This window comes from Luteimonas gilva (genome assembly GCF_005239095.1).
Lineage (GTDB): Bacteria > Pseudomonadota > Gammaproteobacteria > Xanthomonadales > Xanthomonadaceae > Luteimonas_C > Luteimonas_C gilva.
This window is the reverse complement of record NZ_SZUA01000003.1, coordinates 441,096-460,630: the sequence shown is the minus strand read 5'-3', so window position 1 is coordinate 460,630 and position 19,535 is coordinate 441,096. Positions and strand designations below refer to the sequence as shown.

Sequence of the window (19,535 nt, the reverse complement as noted above, 5' to 3'; positions counted from 1 at the left end):
GTTAGTCGCCCGCGGCGGCTGGCGCCGGCCATGCCGGGCGCCAGCGCCGCAAGCAATGGAATTATTTGAAGCCTTTCGCGACGACTTCGACCCGACGGTTGGGTTGAAGGCAGGCGATCAAGGCTTCGCGATCGAGCTTGTCGTCGCATTGCTTGACCGGCTCGGCCTCTCCCACCCCGTGCGCGGACAGGCCGTCGGCGGATACGCCACTCTTGGCGAGGAAATCGCGGACGGTTTCGGCGCGCCGCCGCGAGAGTTCGAGATTAGCGGCATCGCTGCCGATAAGGTCGGTATGGCCGACGACCTGGACGACGCTCGCGTCCAACGCCTTCAACTCGTTGGCTACCTTGAGCAACTCGTCGCGGCCGCCGGACAGCATGTCTTCCAGGCCGGACCGGCCGAAGGCGAAGAGCGCATCGCCGGAAATCTCGAAGCGCTTCGGATCGGACGCGACGACGGGACGGTCTTTCAATCGGTCCGCGCAGCCCGCCGGTAGCCAGTGGAAATTCTGTCCGCGGTATTCGCCGTCGAAGATCACCTTGTATTGGCAGGTGACGACTTGGTCCCCATCGCGAAAATGGAAGAGGTAATCCCACTCCCGCGCATGGAATCCTTCGCGAAAATGCGGTCGGCCGATCAACTGGTACAACTGGTCTCGGGTGACGCCCGGGCCGATCTGCCGCAGCGCTTCCAGGGTCGGGAACGTGCCTTCCTTCAGCACGATCCTGTCCACGGCCGGGAAAACGACTTCTCCCGCTTGGCCTTGCGGCGTGATGTCCCGGCTCACGTGGCGCGTGCATCCGGCAAGCACCGCAACCATCGCGACTGCGGCGCAAAGCGCAAGCGGTATGCCGCGCACGATCTTGTTCGTATTTTCCATTTCGGCTGCCCCTATTGGATTCTGGCGATGGCGGGCCGCGTTCGATCGCGGCCCGCCTTCCTGGTTCACCACTGGATACCGGCGCCGGCCGAGAAGCCGAATTCGCGCGTGGTATTGCCGCTGACCTGCGCTTTGTAGACGTAGCGGCCGTTGTCGGTAATGCCGGACAAGCCGATGGCCATGCCGTATTCGCTCTGGTACCCGCCGACGCCGACCGACAGCATGCTCTTGCCCGGCAAGTAAGCCTGCGGCATGCCCGCCATCGCCATCGCCGAAGCGGTGCCGCCGCGAGCGTCGCGATTGGCGCTCCAGATGTCGTCTTGCAGTTCGTTGATGCGCGCGTCGGTGTAGCCGTTGGCTTGGTTGAGCGTGTTCGTCAGGCCGGATTGCAGCTGGGTCACGTTGACCGCGTCCGTGCCGGCGACGCCCGCGGCGACGTTGTGGATCGTCGTCGGCCCGGTGCCGTTCGGGTTCAGCGTGATGCTGTTGTTGTTGACCGTGCCGTCGACGTTCTTGTCGTATTGCACGCCGCCGTTGGTGAATCCCTTCAGTTGCGACACGTTCACGGCGTCGGTGTCGGCGACGCCGGCCGCGACGTTGGTGATCTTGCGCTCGCCGCCGACCGTGCCGACCGACACCGTGTTGTCGGCCGAAGCCACCGAACCGGCGCCGATCGCCACGCTGTTGTTGCCGCTGGCGGACGCGCCGTTGCCGAACGCGGAACTGCCGGTGCCCGAAGCCGAACTGTTGTTGCCGACCGCCGTGCTGCTGTTGCCGCTGGCGACCGCGTTGGCGCCGCCGGCGGCGGAATCCGTGCCGGTCGGGCTCGGCGGCGGCGCGTTGTGGTCCTGGCTGACCTGGAACATGCCTGTGGAGCCATTGCCGATGTTGGTGATCGAGTCTTCGATGTTGGTGACCCGCGCATCGATCTGGTTGACCGCTTGGTTGGTCGCGTGCAACTGGCTTCCGTTCACCGCATCGGTGCTGTCCTGCGCGATCCGGCCGGCCGCTACGTTGGTGATCGTGCGTTCGGCGCCGACGCCGCCTACGCTCACCGTGCCGGTGGGATTGGCTCCGGCGAAGTTATAGGTCGTACCGGCGATGGTCGCGCTGGCCGTCCCCACTGCGGCGGTAGTGGTCGAACCCGCACCCAAGGCCACGCTATTCGCGGTGCCGGCGGTGGCGCCGCTGCCGATCGCCACCGCGTCGGCGGCGCTGGCTCCGGCGTTCATGCCCGCGGCGATCGCGCCCGCGGCCGTCGCGCCGTTGTTGTTGTAGTTGCCGGCCGCGGCGCCGCCGTCGTTGACGCTGTAGTAGTGCGACGCGCTGGAATTGACGGTGGTGCTGAGGTTCTCCAGCGCCTGGTTGGTCGCGTACAGCTGCGAACCGTTGATCGCATCGGTGCTATCGCCCGCGATCCGGCCGGCCGCGACGTTGGTGATCGTGCGCTCCGCGCCCAACGAGCCCACGCTGACGGTTCCGACCGGCGCGACGCCTGCGAAGTTGTACGCGTTGCCGTCGATCACGATGCTCGAGGTGCCCACCGCAACCGCCGTCGAGGCGTTCGAACCCAGCGCCACGCTGTTGATGTCGGAAGCCGTGGCGCCGAAGCCGATGGCGACGGAGGAATCGCCCGCGGCCGTCGCGTCCACGCCGGCCGCCATCGCGTTGAGCCCGGTGGCGCCGTCGTTGGCGTAGTTGCCGCCGGCCACGCCGTTGTCGTTGACGCTGTAGTAATGCGTTTCGGCGGCGGCGATTTGCCCCGTCAAGGTATCGGCGACCGCATACAGCTGCGAGCCGTTGATCGCGTCCGTGGAGCCGGCCGAGATCTGGCCGGCCGCCACGTTCGTGACCTGCCTTTCGGCGCCGGCCGCGCCGACGCTCACCACGCTCGTGGGCGCGGTGCCCGCGAAGCCGGCATAGGTGATGCCGTTGATCGTCGCGGTGCTAGTCGGCACTGCGGCGGCGGTCACGCTGCCCGCACCCAAGGCCACGTCGCCGACGTTGTTGGCCACGGCGCCCGTGCCGATGGCGATGCCGTCGTTGGCGTTCACCGTGCCGCCGCTGCCGATCAGCACGCCGTCCTGGACGCCGGCAGCGACGGTGCCGTCCCGGGCCAGCACTTGGGTGCCGGTCATCCCGACGCCCAGCGTGTTGCGATAGCCGCCCACGAAGCTTTCGTTGGCCTGGGCCAAGGCGTTGTCGCTACCGATCACGACGTTCGTGGCCGAGTTGGCGACGGAGTTGCGGGCGCCCAGCACCATGGCGAGATTGGAATTGTCCACGGTATTGAGCGCGCCGCTGACCAGCGCGCCTACGCCGCCGGTCACGGTGTTGTTCGAACCCTGCACCATCGACCCGGCGCTGTTGCTGACTTGGTTGAAACCACCCAGCACCCCGGTCTGCGTCGAAGACGTGATGTCGTTGCTCTGGCCGAAGGCCCAGGAATTGAAGCTGTCGTTGATCGTGCTCGAATCGCCGATCACGATCGAGTGGTCGCTCAAACCCGGAATGGTATGGACGACACGGGCTTGGTAGCCGATCGCGATGCTCTGCAACGCTTGCGCCGTCGCGCCATCGCCCATGGCGGTGGCCTGCTGGCCCGCAGCGGTGGCGTTCACGCCGGCGGCGATGGCGTTGAGGCCGGTCGCGCCGTCGTTGTCGTAGTTGCCGCCCTGCACGCCGTTGTCGTTGACGCTGTAGTAGTGCGTCTGCCCCGCGTTCACTTCCTGGGTCAATGCCTGCAACTGCGCGACGTTGACCGCGTCGGTGGCCGTGGTGCCCGCCGCCACGTTGGTGATCTGCCGGGTCTGGCCGCTGCTGCCTACGCTCACCGCACCCAGGCGGCTGACCCACGTGCTGCTGGTATCGGTAGAAGGCAAGCCCGTGACCGGGTCGTAGCCCGCTGCGCCGGCGGCCGTATTCGCCACCGAGAACGCGCCCAGGGCGACGCCTTGGGTCGCGCTGGCCGTGCTGCCCGCGCCCAACGCCATGGCGTACTCGCCGGTTGCGTTGGATGTGTCGCCGAGCGCGACGGCGCTGCGCGCATTCGCTACCGACGCCGGCCCCATCGCCAAGGCGCCCAATGCGCTGGCGTTGGCGCCGCGGCCGAACGCTGCCGACGAGGCGCCGGACGCTTGCGAAGAATCGCCTAAAGCCATCGCGCTGGCGCCGGCGGCTTCGGCATTCGGGCCGATGGCCGTGGCCGCGCGCCCCGAAGCGAGCGAGGTCGCGCCGATCGCGGTCGAGAATTGGTCGGTGGCCTGAGCGTTGTTGCCGACGGCCGTCGCGAATTGCGCGGTCGCCGTGGCCGTGTCGCCCAGCGCGGTCGTCCATGCCGCTGCCGCGTTGGAATTCACGCCCATCGCCACGGCGCCTTGGTCGGCGGCGACGGAATTGAAACCGACGGCCGTGGACAAGTTGCCGGTCGCGCTGGCGCCCACGCCCGCGGCCAGCGCATTGGTACCGGTCGCGCCGTCGTTGTCGTAGTTGGCGCCGACCACGCCGTTGTCGTTGACGCTGTAGTAGTGGATGGCGTTGGCATCGACCTCGTTGCTGAGGTTTTCGATCGACTGGTTGGTCGCGAACAGCTGCGAACCGTTGATCGCGTCGGTGCTGGATCCGTTGATACGACCGGCCGCCACATTGGTGATCGTGCGCTCCGCACCCGCGGCGCCGACGCTGACCGTGCTGGTCGGCGTCGTGCCGGCGAAGTTGTAGGTGTTGCCATCGATAATCGTGCTGGCCGTAGCGACGGTCGCCGCCGTCGCCGAACCCGAACCGATGGCCACATCGCCCACGCTCGCCGCCGCCGTCGCGCCGTTGCCGATCGCGACATTGCCGGCGATGCCGGCCGCGCCCGCGGTCGAACCATTGCCGAGCGCTACGCTGCCCTGCCCGATCGCCCGGTTGTTGTTGCCGATCGCCACCGCACCATTGGCCTGGTTCGCGGCCGTCGCCGTCGCAGTGCCGTCGCTGTTGGCGATGTTGTTCGCGCCACCGACGAAGGCGCCGGTGCCGCTGGCGTAGCTCGGGTCGCCGATGGCGACGGCGCCGTCGCCGAAAGCGGTGTTCGAACGGCCGATCGCCACCGCGCCGCCCGCGGCGGTGCCTGCATCCGCTGTGCTCAGATTGCCGATAGCGACATTTCTGCCCGTCACGCCCGTGGTGGCGGCATCACCGATGGCGACCGATGAGGCGCTGCCGACCGTGGCCCGGTAACCCAGCGCGACCGATTGCGCCAGGGCAACCGTGTTCTGTCCGATGGCGATGGCACGGGTTCCCGATGCGAGGGCCGGAGTACCGGTGGGCACGGTCCCGCCGCCGCCGCCGATCGCGATGGACCCGCCGCCTGTTGCGGTCGCCCCTCCGCTAGGCGGCCCGGAGCCGATGGCAATGGTGTAGGCGCTGTTTGACGATGACTGCGCACCAAGGGCGACCGCGCCCTGCACCAGCGCCTCGGATCCGTAACCGACGGCTGTCGTGAAATTCTGGCTGGTCAGCGCGAAAGCGCCAATCGCCACCGCGCCGGCATTGCCGCTCGGATTGAGATTGGAAGCGCCATTACCGATGGCGATGCCATCCAGCACCGGCGAGAGCGCATTCTGTCCCACGGCGATCGAGTTCGTCCCGGCCGCACCGTCGTTATTGTAGTTGCCGGTGGCTACGCCGCCGTCGTTGACGCTGAAGTAGTGGATGGCGTTCGCATCGACCTCGTTGCTGAGGTTTTCGATCGACTGTTTGGTGGCAAACAGCTGCGAACCGTTGATCGCATCGGTCGACGTGTCGCTGATCCGGCCCGCGGCGACGTTGGTGATGGTGCGTTCGGCGCCGGCGGTGCCTACGCTGACCGTCGACGTCGGCGTAGTGCCGGCGAAGTTGTAGGTCGTTCCGTCGAGCACAATGCTGGACGTTCCCACCGCCGTTGCCGTGACGGCACCGGAACCCAGCGCCACGTCGCGCGCGTTGTTGGCGATCGCCGTATCGCCCAAAGCGACGGCGCCGGCGGCCAACGCACGGTTGGTGCTGCCGATCGCGACGGCGCCTTGGCCGACTACCGTGTTCTGATAGCCGATGCCCACCGCGCCCTGCGCGGCGATGCCTGGCGTGCTCACCGCCTGCCCGCCGCCGCCGACCATGTTGGTGTTGCCCATCGCCACCGAACCGTTGCCGGTGGCGGTGTTGTCCAGGCCGCTTGCGATTGCACCATTGCCGGTCGCGGTGTTGGGATCGCCGATGGCGACCGCGCCGTTGCCGCTGGCGAAGTTGCCGTCGCCGATGGCCACCGCCCTGCCGCCGGTGGCGGTCGAATCGTTGCCGATCGCCACGGCGCCAGCCGAATCCGCGAGCGCCGAACGGCCCATCGCGATCGTGTTGTCCGCGGCCGCATTGGCTTCGGTTCCGATGGCGAGCGCATTCACGCCGGTGGCCTGTGCCAAGGCCGAGATCGCCACGGCATTGGTGGCCGTCGCATCGGTATCGACGCCCAGCGTTATTGCGTTGACCGCGCCTGACGTGCTGTTGCGTCCGATGGCGATGGCGCTCTGGTCCGTCGATGCGGCGCTTTGACCCAAGGCGATGGCGTTGGTGCCGGTCGCCTGGCTCGAGAGCCCCACCGCAATGGCGTATTGCTGAGAGGCCGTCACATCCGTGCCGATGGCGATAGTGCCCACCCCCGTGGCGCCCGTTCCCGGAGCCGTGCGGCCGCCGATATTGATCGAGTTCAGTTGCGTCGCGACCGCCTGGAAGCCGATGGCGACGGCGTTGCGGCCGCTTGCGTTGGTGTTGGTGCCTTGCGCGACGGCGTCCAGTGCGGAAGCGCTCGCCCGGGTACCGATGGCGATCGCGTTCTCCAAGCTCGCTTTCGCGTTCAGGCCGATCGACGTCGTCGCGTTGTTCGCGATGCCGATGCCGGCGTTGGTGCCGATGGCGATATTGTCGTTGCCGCTGACCAGGTTGCCTGCCGAAGCGTCCAAGGTGGCATCGTAGGCGACCGTGCCGTCGCCTGTGCCGAAGGCGACGTTGCGCGTTCCCGTGACGCCCGAACCCGCGCCCCGCATCGCGCTCGCAATGCCTCCGCCCATGGCGGTGTTCTGCGCGCCGGTGACCAGCGTTCCGGAGGCAATGCCCACCGCGACCGAACCCGTATTGGCGACCGTCGAGCCCGCGCCGGCGCCCTGGCCGACCGCCACTGTGCTGGCACCGGCAGCGATCGCTTGCGCTCCGAGCGCAAGCGAACTATTCCCTTGCGCCTGAGCGGCGTTTCCGACCGCAGTGGCCGCCTCGTTGCTTGACGTCGCCAAGCGGCCGCCCGCAAACGAATTGAGACCGCTGGCATTGGCGCCGGAACCTATAGCGGCGGAATTGCCGCCACTGGCATTGGCGAAAGAACCCAAGGCGCTGGCGCCGACTCCGGTAACCTCAGCGGACGCGCCAACCGCGGTCGCATTGGTAACGCTCGCGTTCGTCCCGGATCCCAATGCGGTGGCATTGATCCCTGTGGCATTGGCTACGTTGCCCATAGCGACACCACCTTGGGCGGTCGCAGCGGCAGCGGTGCCCAGCGCGACGCTGAAACCACCCGTAGCGCGCGTATTGACGCCGATTGCGATGTCGTTGGGCAAGGCTGTGTTGGTTTGGACGCCCGCATTGGCGCCTAATCCGATTGCGATCGACTGGTTGCCCCATGCCCTGGATGAGGTACCCATCGCCACAGCGCTTGTACCCGTTGCTGCTGCTTGGATACCTATGGCGACAGTACCGCCCGCGGCAGCAGTCACGTCGGTGCCGATGCCTATGGCGCCTTCGCCCAGCGCACCGGTTCCTGGAGCGGTGCGCGCACCCACATAAATGGAATTAACCCCTGAGGCAAGGGCTTGGTAGCCGAGAGTCGCGGCATTCAGCCCCGAACTGACGGAGTTATAACCTACAGCAGTGGCTCCGCCGGCAGTCGCTTGGGACTGAAAACCCACGCACGTCGCGCTGCCGCTGTATTGATTGTAAGGCGGCGCAGTGCAGTCCACCGCCTGTGCCGACGGGGCCCATCCGATCCAGCCCACCGCCAACAGCGCCGTCATGATGCCCACAAGCCGCGGCGTTCCTGTCGAGCGAGAAACCTTCTTCGCGCCTGCGGATGCCTTGCCGTCCAGCGTCGCTAGTTCGGACGCGACCACCAGCTGGTTCAGAGAGCGGTTCCATACCACGCTATAGATCTTGTTCATTGCTCAATCCCCCGATTGCACGCAGATGCGATGGACAGAAAAAAGCGGAGCGATCCGCCGTAGGAAGTCGTTCGATAACGAGCGCATCCGTTGCCGCGCCTGTAGCGGTGCGCGCGCCGGCTGCGCATAGGCGCCGCGCGATCGAGCGGGCGGCGTACGCCGAAAGGCCGCGATCGCATGCTTGAAATTCATCTCACTTTCCATGTGTCTCCCGTCGTTCCAAGCAACCGCGCTTGCGCCGCTTTTTCGTTCGCGGCGCGCAGCGGCTACGGTTATCGGCCGCGTCCGTCGCCCGGCACGCAACCCGCGTTTCGCATCCATGACTAACCCCCTCTCGACTTCGCACCGCTACCGATTTGAAGTTTTCCCGACATCGATTCCGCTAAAAAACTTCGCAGCGACTAATCGTTCCGTCGCTGCGACGCTTCGATGAACGAACCTCCCCAGTGAGGAACGAAGCAAGCTGGAAACGATGGCCGGTCGCCTGCGCGTCCGCCGTATCGACAATCGAGGCGCATGGAGTTCGTTTCGCCACGTCCATGTCTTCCGCTTGCCGTACGCAGGTCGCGCGCTGTAAAACATTTCTTGCGCGCACTAAATCACAACGACTTTTGCAATACACCCACCGTTACTAACCGATTCTCACCGAATCTCGGAACGACGATGGCGGACCATAAAACGCGCGAATATGGGCTTCGACGCATTTCGCAAACGGCAATAACGAGCGGCATTTGCGACCGGTCCAAGAGATCGGTCGCCTTTACGGGGATTGGTATGAGCGACGTGCGGCATTGGGTGCTGGTCGTCCAAAACGACGCAGCGTTTCGCGACGGGGTTTTGATACCGGGGCTCCAAAACGCCGGCTTCGACGCCGTAGGCGTAGGCACCGCCATCGATGCCTATCGCTGCATGCTGTCGCGCGACTTTTCTTTGTTCGTCCTGGATGCCGGTATGCGCGACGCGCACGGATCGACGATGGCCGGCCGCCTGCGCGCCGTCACCGACGCGGGCATCGTGGTGATCGCCGAACGACGGCGCAGAAAGAGCGAGCAGATACGAAGCTTGAACGACGGCGCCGACGCCTATCTCGCCAAACCGATCGACATCGACGCGTTGGCCGCCACGCTGCGAAGCCTGTTGCGGCGCCTGAAGACGTCGGGCGCCTCTCGATCCGCGAGCAAGCATGCTTCGGACTGGCGGCTCGGAACGGCCGGCTGGGATTTGATTTCGCCCGGCGGAGCGAAAGTGCAGTTGAACCAACCCGAACGTTTGCTGATGGCCGCGCTCGCGGCTGCCCCGGGAAAAACGGTCGCGCGCGAAGCCATCCTTTCCCTGCTGGCGCGCGACGCGAAGAATTTCGATCGCCATCGTTTGGAGATGCTGGTGCACCGGCTGCGCCGCAAAGTGCTGTCCACGGCCGGCGAACCGTTGCCGCTGAAGGCCGTGCGCGGCGTCGGTTACGCGCTTCTTCCATGAGCGCTGCGCCGCATTAAGCGATGCGAATGTGTGCCGCGCATCACACAACCGTACGCGGAAAATCACCGACGCTCACCTTGGCCGCATGATGCGTACAGCCTGGGGTGCCCGCAATGAGGGGCGGCGCCACTCTGTCCACCGATAGGCGCGTGGACAAGCGGGGGCGGCAGGGGGCTGCACGATGTCGCAACAAATATGGGATCGCCGGGCGATGGCCCGTGGCGGGTTGCCGTTCGATGCTTGGCGGCGTTTCTCCGGCTGGATGAGGAACGTGCCCGTCGATGCGGCGCAGGGCAAACGCAACGCTTTGACGCTGCAGACGATGCTCGTCGTCACCGGCGCGATTGCATCGTCGATGGCGGCGATTTCCTATGTCGCCGCCGATGCGGCGGGTCTCGGCGAGAGCGGACACACTTTGGCCATCGCCGCGTACGCAGGCGTTTGCTTTTATCTTTTGCGCATCGGGCTGTTCCGGCTTTCGGCCGGCCTCACCGTCGTCGGCGGATTGATCCTGATCGGCCTCAGCTATCAAGCCTACGGGCTGCGCGCGCAATCGGGGCTGCAGATCACGCATCTGCTGCCTTTGCTGCTCGCGGGATTGCTGTTGGGACGCGGCGCGGTGTGGTGGACGGCCTTGGCCAACGTCGTCGCTTTGACGATAGGCGCGCGGGTCGACTTGGGGTTGGCGACGAACGCCGCGGCGCGCTCGGAAGTCATGTCCGCCCTGCTCCTGTCCGGCATGAACCTGTTCGTGCTGGCGGTGATCCTGGATCGGCTGATCCTGCTGCTGCAACGGGCGATCAAGCGCAGCGAAGAACTCGATGCGGCCTGCCTGGAACTTGAACGCGAGGTCGAGGAAAAAGAACGCGCCTACGCGCGCCTGCTGCAGACGCAGAGGATGGAAGCCATCGGCCGGCTTTCGACCGGCATCGCCCACGACTTCCACAACATCCTCAGCGTGATCCTGGGGCTCGCCACCTCGCCGGCGCTTACCGGCGACCCGACCGACGCCGTCCTTCCCAAAGTCGCCAAAGCGGCGCGGCGCGGCACCGCCGTCACCCGCCGGCTGCTGAGCTTCGGCCGCGCGCAGACCGAGGAAGTGACCACCTTCGATCTCGTCGAAGCGATCGATGAAGCGCGCTCGCTGATCCTGCCGATGTTCCATCGCGATATCGAAGTGCTGATGAACCTCCCCGCGCCGGGCCTTCGGGTCAGGATGGACCGCGAGGAACTGGAGCTCGTGCTGCTCAACATCGCCAGCAACGCTTGCGATGCGATGCCGGACGGCGGCCTGTTCGCCCTATCCGTCGAACGCGACGGCGATCATGCGCGGATCAGCATGGAAGACACCGGCGAAGGCATGGCGCCCGACGTGCTCGCCCGCCTGTTCGAGCCGTTCTTCACGACCAAGCCGAAAGACAAGGGCACCGGCATCGGCATGGCGATCGTGCAGCGCTTCGTCGCCGACAGTGGAGGCGAGATCGGCGTGGACAGCGTGCAGGGCCAAGGCACGCGCATCCGCATCCGCATACCGCTGGCGTCGTCCGAGCAAGCTTCCACGACTACGTCGATCCGGGAAGCTTCCGAATCCTAATCGGTCTCAGGCGGCCGCTTAGTTCGGCGGCTTGCGAATACCGAACCGCTTCTGGCGTGCCGCTGCGCGGACCGCGCTGGGTTGCTCGCTTTCGGAGCTCGAGCGGCTCTTCTCCAATCGCGTGCCGCCCACCAATACCAGCAGGCCCAGCGACGTCGCCAACATCCACAGCCACGGGCGCTGGTACCACGGCTGCGGATGCAGGATCCGCAGCTTCGCCGAAACCGCAGACCAGGGGCCACCTTCGGTGCGCGCCTGCACTTCGAACAGATGCTCGCCCCACGGAATCGACGGATAGAGAATGCTGCGGTTCTGTCCGGCTTCCACCCAATCCTGATCGAATCCGGAAAGACGGAAACGAAACCGGGTCTCTTGCGGCCTGGTCAAGTTGATCGCGGTGTAGCGGATCTCCAGATTCCGCGCGAAGGACTTCAGCGTCAACGTCGACCCCACGGCATCCTGCGCGCGCCCGGCGACCGACACGTGCTCGATGTGCGGCCTGAGCGAAACCGCGCGAACTTGCGGGACGTCCGCTGGATCGATGACGGCGAATCCTTCCACTAGGGAAAACCAGAAGCGGCCCTGCGCATCGCGATGGCAGGCGAAAGGAACGCCGCCGTTGATTTCGGCCGGCACCAGCCCATCGCTCGCCGAATAGCCGATCGACTCGATGCCGACCGCGGCTTCTTGCGGTGCCGGCAATAAAGCGACGCCGCGATTGCCCGCCAGCCACAAGCGCCCACGGTCGTCGGCCAAGATGCACGACACCGTATCGTCGATCAGCCCATTGTGGCTGTCGTAGCGTTGCACCTTGCCGTCGCGGATGCGATTGAGGCCGCCGCCGTAAGTGCCTACCCAAAGCGTGCCGGTCTTATCGTCCCGGTACAGGGCGCGAGCGAAACGGGAAGACAGTCCCTCGCGCGTTGTCCATTGTTCGACGACTTTTGCACCGACCAGCCGAAATACGCCGCGGTCGCCCACGAACCAGCGACCGCCGTTCGCGGCCGCCACGACGCTGTTGATGTTCATGCCTCCCAGAGCGTCGATGCGGCGGCGCGCGACGATGCGTCCCTCGGCGTCGGTCTCCAACTCGAACGTCGAGTCTCCCGAACTCACCAGATAGCGCCCCTGGTCGTCCTGCATATGAACCGAGGTTCCATTCGGCCAAGCCGCAATCTGCCTCGGCTCATCGTCCGCGATCCGCCCGAGCACGCCTCCCGACGTCCCCACCCAGAGCACGCCTTGCCGATCCAGCAACAGACTGTTGACGCAGTCGTTCTCCAACGCAGGCTCGAGCGGCAGCTTCTGTATCGTACCGTCGTGCCGCCGATGCAACAGCGGGCCGCAATCCGATCCGAACCATAAACCGCCGAGCCCGTCGGAGATCACCGCACGACCCGCCACATTCGCCTGCAAGTGCGGGGCCGCAAGCAATCCGAATAACGGTTTGCGCACCCGGAGCAGCCCCTTGCTGCCGCTGCCTACCCACAAGTTCCCTTCGTCGTCCCACGTCAAGCTGGTGGTGCCTACGGCCAGTTCGGGCACGTCGCGCCATGCTCCCATGCCGTCTTGGCGCAGCACTTGCCCGGACTCCAGGGATATCCACCACTGGCCGTCCGCGCTGCGCGCGGCATAAGCAGGCCTGCCGATGCCCAGCGCCCGCCATTGCCGGCGGACGGGATCGTATCGGTATAGATCGCGCAGGGTGCCCACCAAGAGTTCGTCGTCGCTTCTCTTCAGCAGCACGGTGCTTGTCTGGGCATCGGGCAGGGAAATCGACTCGAGCTTCTGACCGACCACGACCCAGAGACCGCCGTATCCGCCGACATAAATGCGTCCTTGCTTGTCGCTGGCCAGGCGGCTATATCCGCTTCCCTCTACCCGCTGGATCCACACCGCCCGTTGGCTGGCCGGATCCATTTTCAACAGGCCCCTGTTGGTGGCGACCCACAGTGCTTTATCCGGCCCTTGCAGGATGTCGTTAACCAGGCAAACGCCGCCGCAAACCGACAAATGCCGGAACGAACCTCGTTCGAATACGCTCAAGCCCGCATCTTGAGTGCCGATCCAAAGACGCCCCGCGTCGTCCTCGTACAGCGCCAAAATGCGGTCGCTGGCCGGTCCTGCGTACTGTCCGCCTTCCGGATCCGATAAACGAAGGGCGCTCTGTCCCTTGAACACCGTGAAGCTCAGCCCGTCGAACCGGGCCAGTCCGCCGAAGGTGCCGATCCACAGATATCCGTCGCGGGATTGGACGACGGCATTCACGCCCGAGGGCGGCAGCCCGTCTTCGTCGGTGAAGACCCGCACTCCGCTTCTCGATTCCAGCTGCGTGGGCGATGCCCATGCACAAGCGCATGCCGCGAGGATCGCGATCGTCAGCGCCAGTCGCCGTATCGCGCCTCGGATTCTCGCAATAGGCTCTTCCATCTCCGCCATTTTGCCTGAGGGCGGCTGCGCAAGACCTCGGTGGCCGTCACTCTTTTCGCGCCGAGCGTTCGATCGCGATTTGAAACCGAGCTACCAGTTCAGCACGTAGCCGATGCCGCGCACGGCGCGCAACGGAAGGTCATCTTTCGCCGCGCTGTGGCACTTCTTGCGCAGACGGTAGACCAACATGTCCAAGCGGTGCGGATCGAAATCCTGGTCGTTCTTGACCAGGCGCGCGATCAGCGCCTCGCGCTGGACCGGCACGCCCGGCGTCGCGGCCAGCACGGCCATCACCTGTCGTTCGGCGAGATTCATTTCGATTTCGACGCCATGGGGCGACAACAGGCACCAACCTCTTTCGTCCAAGCGCCACTTGGCGCGAGCTTGCGCGGCATCCGTCGCCTGCGCGGCGCCCGCCGCCGGAACGATGCGGCGGGCCAGATTCTTCAATGTCGTCACCAGCACGTCCATCTCCACCGGCTTGAACAAATACGCGTCCGCGCCGGCGAGCAATCCGCGCATCCGGTCCGGGCGCGTGTCGTATCCGGTGAGCATCACGATACCTATCGAAGGCGACAGGCCGCGCAGATGCGCGGCGATGCTGAAGCCGTCTTCGTCCGGCAACCCCACGTCGAGCAGCACAAGATCGAATGCGCGGACGGTCATCGCGCGGTAAAGATCCAACGCGCTGGTCATGCCGATGACTTCGAATCCCGATCGGGCCAACGTCGGGATAAGGACGTCTTCCCTCAGCTCCTGGTTGTCCTCCACGACGGCCAGCGTCGGCAGCCGGTCGGCGGCCTCCGGCTCGTTGACGGTATTCATCGGTCGAGCATGACCTCATGCAATGAGAGCGCGATCGCGACAGCATATCGGCAGCGCCGTATTGATTGTAAGCATGGCGATGCCCGCGCGGCATGAAACGTCGATGTAATGCGCCGCGGATACCGCTTGAGGATACCTGGACCGCTCGGCCGATACGCTCTCTCGTTCTTCATGGCCGCGGGGATAGGCTCAGCCCTCCCCTTTCATGCAGGAGGAACGAATGAGCCAGACCTCGCTCGCACGCGTCGCCGTCGATTCCATCGAGTTGAGCGCGCGCACGGCCGGCGACCGCGAACATCCGGCCCTTGTTCTGCTCCACGGTTGGCCGCACTCCAGTGCGCTCTACGACGGCGTCCTCGAAGCCTTGGCCGCCGACCGGTTCGTCATCGCATTCGATCTGCCCGCGATAGGCGCTTCCCGCGGCTTGCCGCCGTCGGCCGAGAAAACCGTATTGGCGGATATCGTCCTGCGGGGCGCCGAATCGCTCGGCGCCCGCGGCATCGCGATCGCCGGGCTGGACGTCGGCGGCATGATCGCCTTCGCCGCGGCGCGCGACCATGCGGATCGCATCGTCGGCGCCGTCGTCATGAATACGGTGATCCCCGGCGTGGATCCGTGGACGAAGGTCGTCGCCGACCCGCGCATATGGCACTTCGCCTTCCATGCCGTTCCCGAATTGCCGGAGGCCATGGTAAGCGGGCGCGAGCGCCGTTATTTCGACTATTTCATCGACATCCTGTCGGGCGATGCCCGGAAGATCGACGAACCGATGCGCGAGGCGTTCGCGGCGGCCTATGCGCGGCCGGAAGCGTTGCAAGCCGGATTCGATTGGTATCGCGCCTTCGAAAAAGACGCCGAGCGGAATTCGAAGCCGCGGACCATCGCAACGCCCATGCTGTACGTGCGCGGCGAGGCGGACGCCGGAAAAATCAGCGACTACGTGCGCGGGCTGGAGCGCGCCGGCGCCGTCGATGTGGAGCAAGCCACGCTTCCGGGCGGCGAGTTTTCGCCGTTGGAGGCGCCGGACGAGTTCGTGGCGATCTTGCGGCGCTTCTGCGCGCGGATCGCTCGCTCCTCTGCGCGGCCATAGCGCGCCCGGCCCGCGTGGGCGACAATCGGCGTCGATCATCGTTCGCGGCATCGGGAGAAAAACGTGGCCAATCAGTCGTTGTCCGGCAAGACCATCGTCGTCACCGGCGGTTTCGGCGCGCTGGGCCGGGTTGTGGGGCAAGCCGCGCAGCAGGCGGGCGCGAAAGTCGCGTTGGTCGACCGCGGACCCCAGCCGCAAGGCCTTTCCGCCGATCTGGCGGTGGGCGACGTGGATCTGGCCGATTTCGCGGCGGCCGAGCGCGCTTTCGCGAAGATCGGCGAAGCGTTCGGGCGCATCGACGCTTTGTTCAACATCGCCGGCGCGTTCGAATGGAGCCCGGTCGCCGATGCGGGCGCGGACGTATGGGAGAACCTGTTCCGCGCCAACGTGCTGACCGCGGTCGCCGCCAGCAAGGGCGCGCTGCCCTTCATGCAAGCGGGCGCTTCGATCGTCAACATCGGCGCCGCCGCGGCCACGGCGCGCGCGGTCAAGGGCATGGCGCCCTACACCGCCTCCAAGTCCGGCGTGCTGCGTCTGACCGAAAGCCTGGCCGACGAACTCAAGCCGCGCGGCATCCGCGTCAACGCGGTGTCGCCGACGACCATCGATACTCCGCGCAACCGCGCCGACATGCCGAAAGCCGACACCCGCGACTGGGTGCCGCCGGAAAGGTTGGCGCAGGTGTTGTTGTATTTGGCTTCCGAAGACGCGGCGTCGGTGACGGGGGCGAATTTGCGGGTGGGGGCCTAACCCGGAGGAGGAAGCTGCTCGCCTTAACCGCATCGAAGGTCCTATGTCCGAAATCGATCGATTCTTTCAACTTCTCTCGTCTCTGCCAGGGAAGTCGTACGACCGAGAATTGGATTTCATCCGGGACGTCATCCCGACGCTGGCAGAAATTCTCGGCTATTCCGAAGCGGAAACCTTCTACGAGTTGGCGGCCGGACGCTATCGCGCAGACGTCGTATTGACTAACTCCATCGACTCAACGCCTTGGGTCGTTATCGAGCTCAAGCGCAAGCAAGCTCGTAACCTAGGCGACTGGGCATACCAAATCAAAAACTACCTTAGTGCGTTCGGCAGCCGGACTGGCGTCGTGCTCTCGACCGAAGTCCTCATCCTTGTGCATGAGGGTCAAACGGTCACCTTTTCGTTGCGCGACCTGACGCCTCACGAAGCAGCGCACATACTCCAATCGATTTCCCGCGCCACACAACCCGCCCCCGCGAGCGGGATTTCACACCACGAAAGCGAAATCGCGAATTTGATCGAGGCCGCCGAAACAGCGGCCGATAATGAGAAAAAGGGGAAATCTTTAGAAGCGCTCGCCCGCGCACTGATAAGAAGCGTTCCATCGCTCGCATGCAAATATGCGAACCTGCAGACCCGTAGCAGCGAGATCGATATCGTAGTCGAGTACGACAGTTTGCGCGGGCGAATCCAGCTTCTTGAGGAATCCGGTCGTTACATTCTTGTGGAATGCAAAAACTGGAATAAGCCGGCCGGAGTGGCGCCGGTTCGGGACTTCATGGGCAAGCTGGATAAATGCAAGATTAGGCTGGGCGTGCTGTTCTCGAAGAATGGCGTGACAGGCGTGGACTCCGGCGCCGATGCGCTGCGCGAGATACAGAGCAGATTCGATCGCGATGGCGTTTATGTCCTGGTTTTTTCACTCGAGGACGTGAGGAGAATCGAGAATGGCAAGGATTTCATCAACAAGTTGGACCAGAAGGCAGACGCGCTGAGGTTCGATATGTAAGGGACTGGCCTCATCGATACAGCGCTGACTCTTACTATTGGAGTTGCCATGGAGATCTCCGCCACCGTCAAGAGTTCCCGGCTAGGCCATGCGGTTTCGGTCCGCACCGGCGAAAACACGCAGGAACTAGCCGTGCCTGCCAAGCCAACCGGGCAAGGGTCGGCGGTCAACGGTGGCGAGTTCCTGCTGCTGGCCTTGGCGACTTGCTATTGCAATGATCTCTACCGAGAAGCCGCGCGCCTGGAGATTCCCGTGGACGGTGTCGAGGTCGAAGCCACGGCCACGTTTCCCGGGGTCGGCCTAGCGGCCAGCGACATCCGCTATCGCGTCAGCGTGTCCTCGCCCGCGCCGCCTTCCGTCGTCGCCGAGCTCATTCGCCGGACGGACGCGGTCGCCGAAGTGCACAACACGATCCGCTCCGGGGTTCCGGTAGTCCTGGCTTCTGCCTAGATCGGCCAGGACCGACCGCGGCCGGCACAGCGCGCCCGACGGATTCGCTCGCGCCGCCCCATTGAGAATCGTCTCATTGACCGGCCCGATCTTCGGCGGCAAGACTTGCGCGCAATTCCTCCGGGAACTCTCGCCCGCAACCGCTACGGGTGAACCGCATGCCTACTTACGGGGCTCGCATCCGAATCGCTTTCGCCGACGCGTCCGTGAACAGCATGAGCTATCGTTCGTTGGCCCTTCGATCTGTCGATGATCGGATTGGTCGGAAGACGATACGCACGGCGTCTTCTCTTCCATGCCCGCCAGGACGGTTGCGGATCTGGAACACGGACTGGATATCGTCTTCAACAGATCGCCCCGCTGGGCGAACTCTCGCGGCTCAGTTGCGAGATTTCGCGAATGGGAAGTTAGTCTGCGTCCTGCTGGGTGCCGCGGGACAGCTGACGCAGGTGTTGCTGTACTTGGTTTCCGACGAAGCTGCGTCGGTGACTGGAGCATATATATGTGGGTCGGGTGTTAGGGAATCTCTTCCACCGCGAAGGGAAACCGCACCTTCGCAGGTTTCGGATCGCCGGGATAGGCGGTGAGCTTGCCGCGATATTAGTTATCGAGGTCGGCACGCCCTTATAAAAAACAGAGTTACGCACCGCAGATTTGTTAAGTTGTTGAATAACAATAAGAATTATCTCATTGACGGAAGTCTTGGCCTCTGCAACGCTTTTGTTTATGCCCCAATTTAGGGTCCAAATGTAGTTAGCCATCACAAGGGGAAATCTCATGGCTCATGAAGTAAGTGCAAAGCTCCACACCAAGGTCGTTGCCCACAAGGATCTGGAAGTTCTCGTCAAGACAAGCAGCACCGGAAAGCTTGGCACCCTGCTCATCAGCAAGGGAAACATCGAATGGCTTCCCCGCGGCAACTCCGTCAATAAAAAGCGTATGACGTGGCAGGCTTTCGCTGACCTCATTGAGGGCCAAGGCAAAACGGTTCGCGTCAAGAAGGCGGCCAAGAAGACTGTCAAAAAGGCAGCCAAGAAGGCCGTAGCCGCTCGCAAGTGATGGCCAACAATTCATTCAAGCCGACGCCGCTTCGCGGCGCGGCTTAATTCAGGTGTTATGCGTCAATCGAGCATGGTGACGACTTGAAGAAGTTAAAAGCCGTTGGTAAGTGGTTGGCTGCCGCAAGACACGTCTGGATTGGTATAGGCGTGATCGTAGCCGCTCTTTTCGTTTGTCTACAGCCCTCCACTCCAGAGCGTGTAATTCGACTCACCGGCATGGTTCTGCAACTGCTTGGCATCGGCACCGTAATTTGGGGGATTTCCACCACTAGATCTCTATTTGGACATCCCTCTGTACTTCAGAAGATAAAAACATGGTTCAAGAGTTTTCCGCTTTTTCGGCGTAATGCCGTAGTCACGGCTACTGGCTCCGGCACGTTTGTACTTTCAGGCGGTGGCCGTAGCTACGGGACATATGGCGCTGGTGCAAACCCAACAATTGAAAGCAGACTCGATGCTCTTGAGAAGAACATCTCAGTCTTACACAACCGCATATCCCAAGCGCAAGCCGAATCAGATCGGGGTTTGAGAAACCTGTCAGACCGCGTAGATAGCGAGCAGCACCATAGACAGGCCGGCGACGCTATGGTTCAAGAAAAACTGGAAGCAACTAGCACTGGTGGCGTACATATATCTGCCATAGGCGCGGCTTGGTTGTTTGTCGGCGTAATCCTTAGCACTGCAGCGTTAGAAATAGCAGACTTACTCAGTTAACGCATAACAATTCATTCAAGCCGAACCCGCTTCGCG

Annotated in this window: 12 protein-coding genes and 1 pseudogene; 8 read left to right on the top strand and 5 right to left on the bottom strand. The window is 64.3% G+C overall.

Annotated features, from left to right (window positions below; translation table 11 throughout):
• Positions 1-61: 61 nt before the first annotated feature.
• The 3 genes and pseudogenes from bamE to FCE95_RS17505 form a co-directional block, all read right to left on the bottom strand.
• Positions 62-949: an outer membrane protein assembly factor BamE domain-containing protein gene (gene bamE, locus FCE95_RS15870; RefSeq protein ID WP_223266934.1), complete on the bottom strand. Its 888-nt coding sequence runs from the start codon at positions 947-949 to the stop codon at positions 62-64.
• Positions 946-7,071, bottom strand: coding sequence for a YadA-like family protein (locus FCE95_RS15865; protein ID WP_223266950.1), 6,126 nt, complete (start codon positions 7,069-7,071; stop codon positions 946-948). The genes bamE and FCE95_RS15865 overlap by 4 nt, the downstream gene beginning before the upstream one ends.
• A 288-nt stretch (positions 7,072-7,359) precedes the next feature.
• Positions 7,360-8,100, bottom strand: a pseudogene (locus FCE95_RS17505) (ESPR-type extended signal peptide-containing protein); the annotation flags it as partial.
• 516 nt (positions 8,101-8,616) lie between these two features.
• On the opposite strand from FCE95_RS17505, the gene FCE95_RS15860 reads away from it, so the two are divergent.
• Together FCE95_RS15860 and FCE95_RS15855 are read left to right on the top strand one after the other, a co-directional pair.
• Positions 8,617-9,576 (top strand): response regulator transcription factor, encoded by a 960-nt coding sequence (locus FCE95_RS15860; RefSeq protein WP_137268008.1) that lies wholly within the window; start codon positions 8,617-8,619, stop codon positions 9,574-9,576.
• 181 nt (positions 9,577-9,757) lie between these two features.
• Complete coding sequence (locus FCE95_RS15855) at positions 9,758-11,170, top strand: sensor histidine kinase (RefSeq protein ID WP_137268007.1); 1,413 nt, start codon at positions 9,758-9,760, stop codon at positions 11,168-11,170.
• Between the two features lie 18 nt (positions 11,171-11,188).
• On the opposite strand, the gene FCE95_RS15850 is transcribed toward FCE95_RS15855, so the two are convergent.
• Both FCE95_RS15850 and FCE95_RS15845 read right to left on the bottom strand, forming a co-directional pair.
• Positions 11,189-13,480 carry a ligand-binding sensor domain-containing protein gene (locus tag FCE95_RS15850; protein WP_189644806.1) on the bottom strand — a complete coding sequence of 764 codons (2,292 nt, stop codon included), beginning with the start codon at positions 13,478-13,480 and terminating at the stop codon, positions 11,189-11,191.
• 210 nt (positions 13,481-13,690) lie between these two features.
• A complete protein-coding gene (locus FCE95_RS15845) occupies positions 13,691-14,425 on the bottom strand; it encodes a response regulator transcription factor (protein WP_137268005.1) in 735 nt (244 codons plus the stop codon).
• A gap of 220 nt (positions 14,426-14,645) precedes the next feature.
• Here FCE95_RS15845 and FCE95_RS15840 point away from each other — a divergent pair, with 220 nt between their 5' ends.
• From FCE95_RS15840 to FCE95_RS15815, 6 genes are all read left to right on the top strand, one after another.
• Entirely contained in the window at positions 14,646-15,515 is an 870-nt protein-coding gene (locus FCE95_RS15840; protein WP_137268004.1) for an alpha/beta fold hydrolase, read from the top strand.
• Between the two features lie 63 nt (positions 15,516-15,578).
• Entirely contained in the window at positions 15,579-16,265 is a 687-nt protein-coding gene (locus FCE95_RS15835; RefSeq protein ID WP_223266933.1) for an SDR family oxidoreductase, read from the top strand.
• Positions 16,266-16,308: 43 nt separating this feature from the next.
• The gene (locus FCE95_RS15830; protein WP_137268003.1) at positions 16,309-17,274 is read left to right on the top strand and encodes a restriction endonuclease; all 966 of its coding nucleotides are present in this window, start codon (positions 16,309-16,311) and stop codon (positions 17,272-17,274) included.
• 48 nt (positions 17,275-17,322) lie between these two features.
• The gene (locus FCE95_RS15825; protein WP_137268002.1) at positions 17,323-17,724 is read left to right on the top strand and encodes an OsmC family protein; all 402 of its coding nucleotides are present in this window, start codon (positions 17,323-17,325) and stop codon (positions 17,722-17,724) included.
• Positions 17,725-18,501: 777 nt separating this feature from the next.
• Complete coding sequence (locus tag FCE95_RS15820; protein WP_137268001.1) at positions 18,502-18,783, top strand: hypothetical protein; 282 nt, start codon at positions 18,502-18,504, stop codon at positions 18,781-18,783.
• Positions 18,784-18,866: 83 nt separating this feature from the next.
• On the top strand, positions 18,867-19,499 hold the full coding sequence (locus FCE95_RS15815) for a hypothetical protein (RefSeq protein ID WP_137268000.1): 633 nt from the start codon (positions 18,867-18,869) through the stop codon (positions 19,497-19,499).
• The last annotated feature ends 36 nt before the right edge of the window (positions 19,500-19,535 follow it).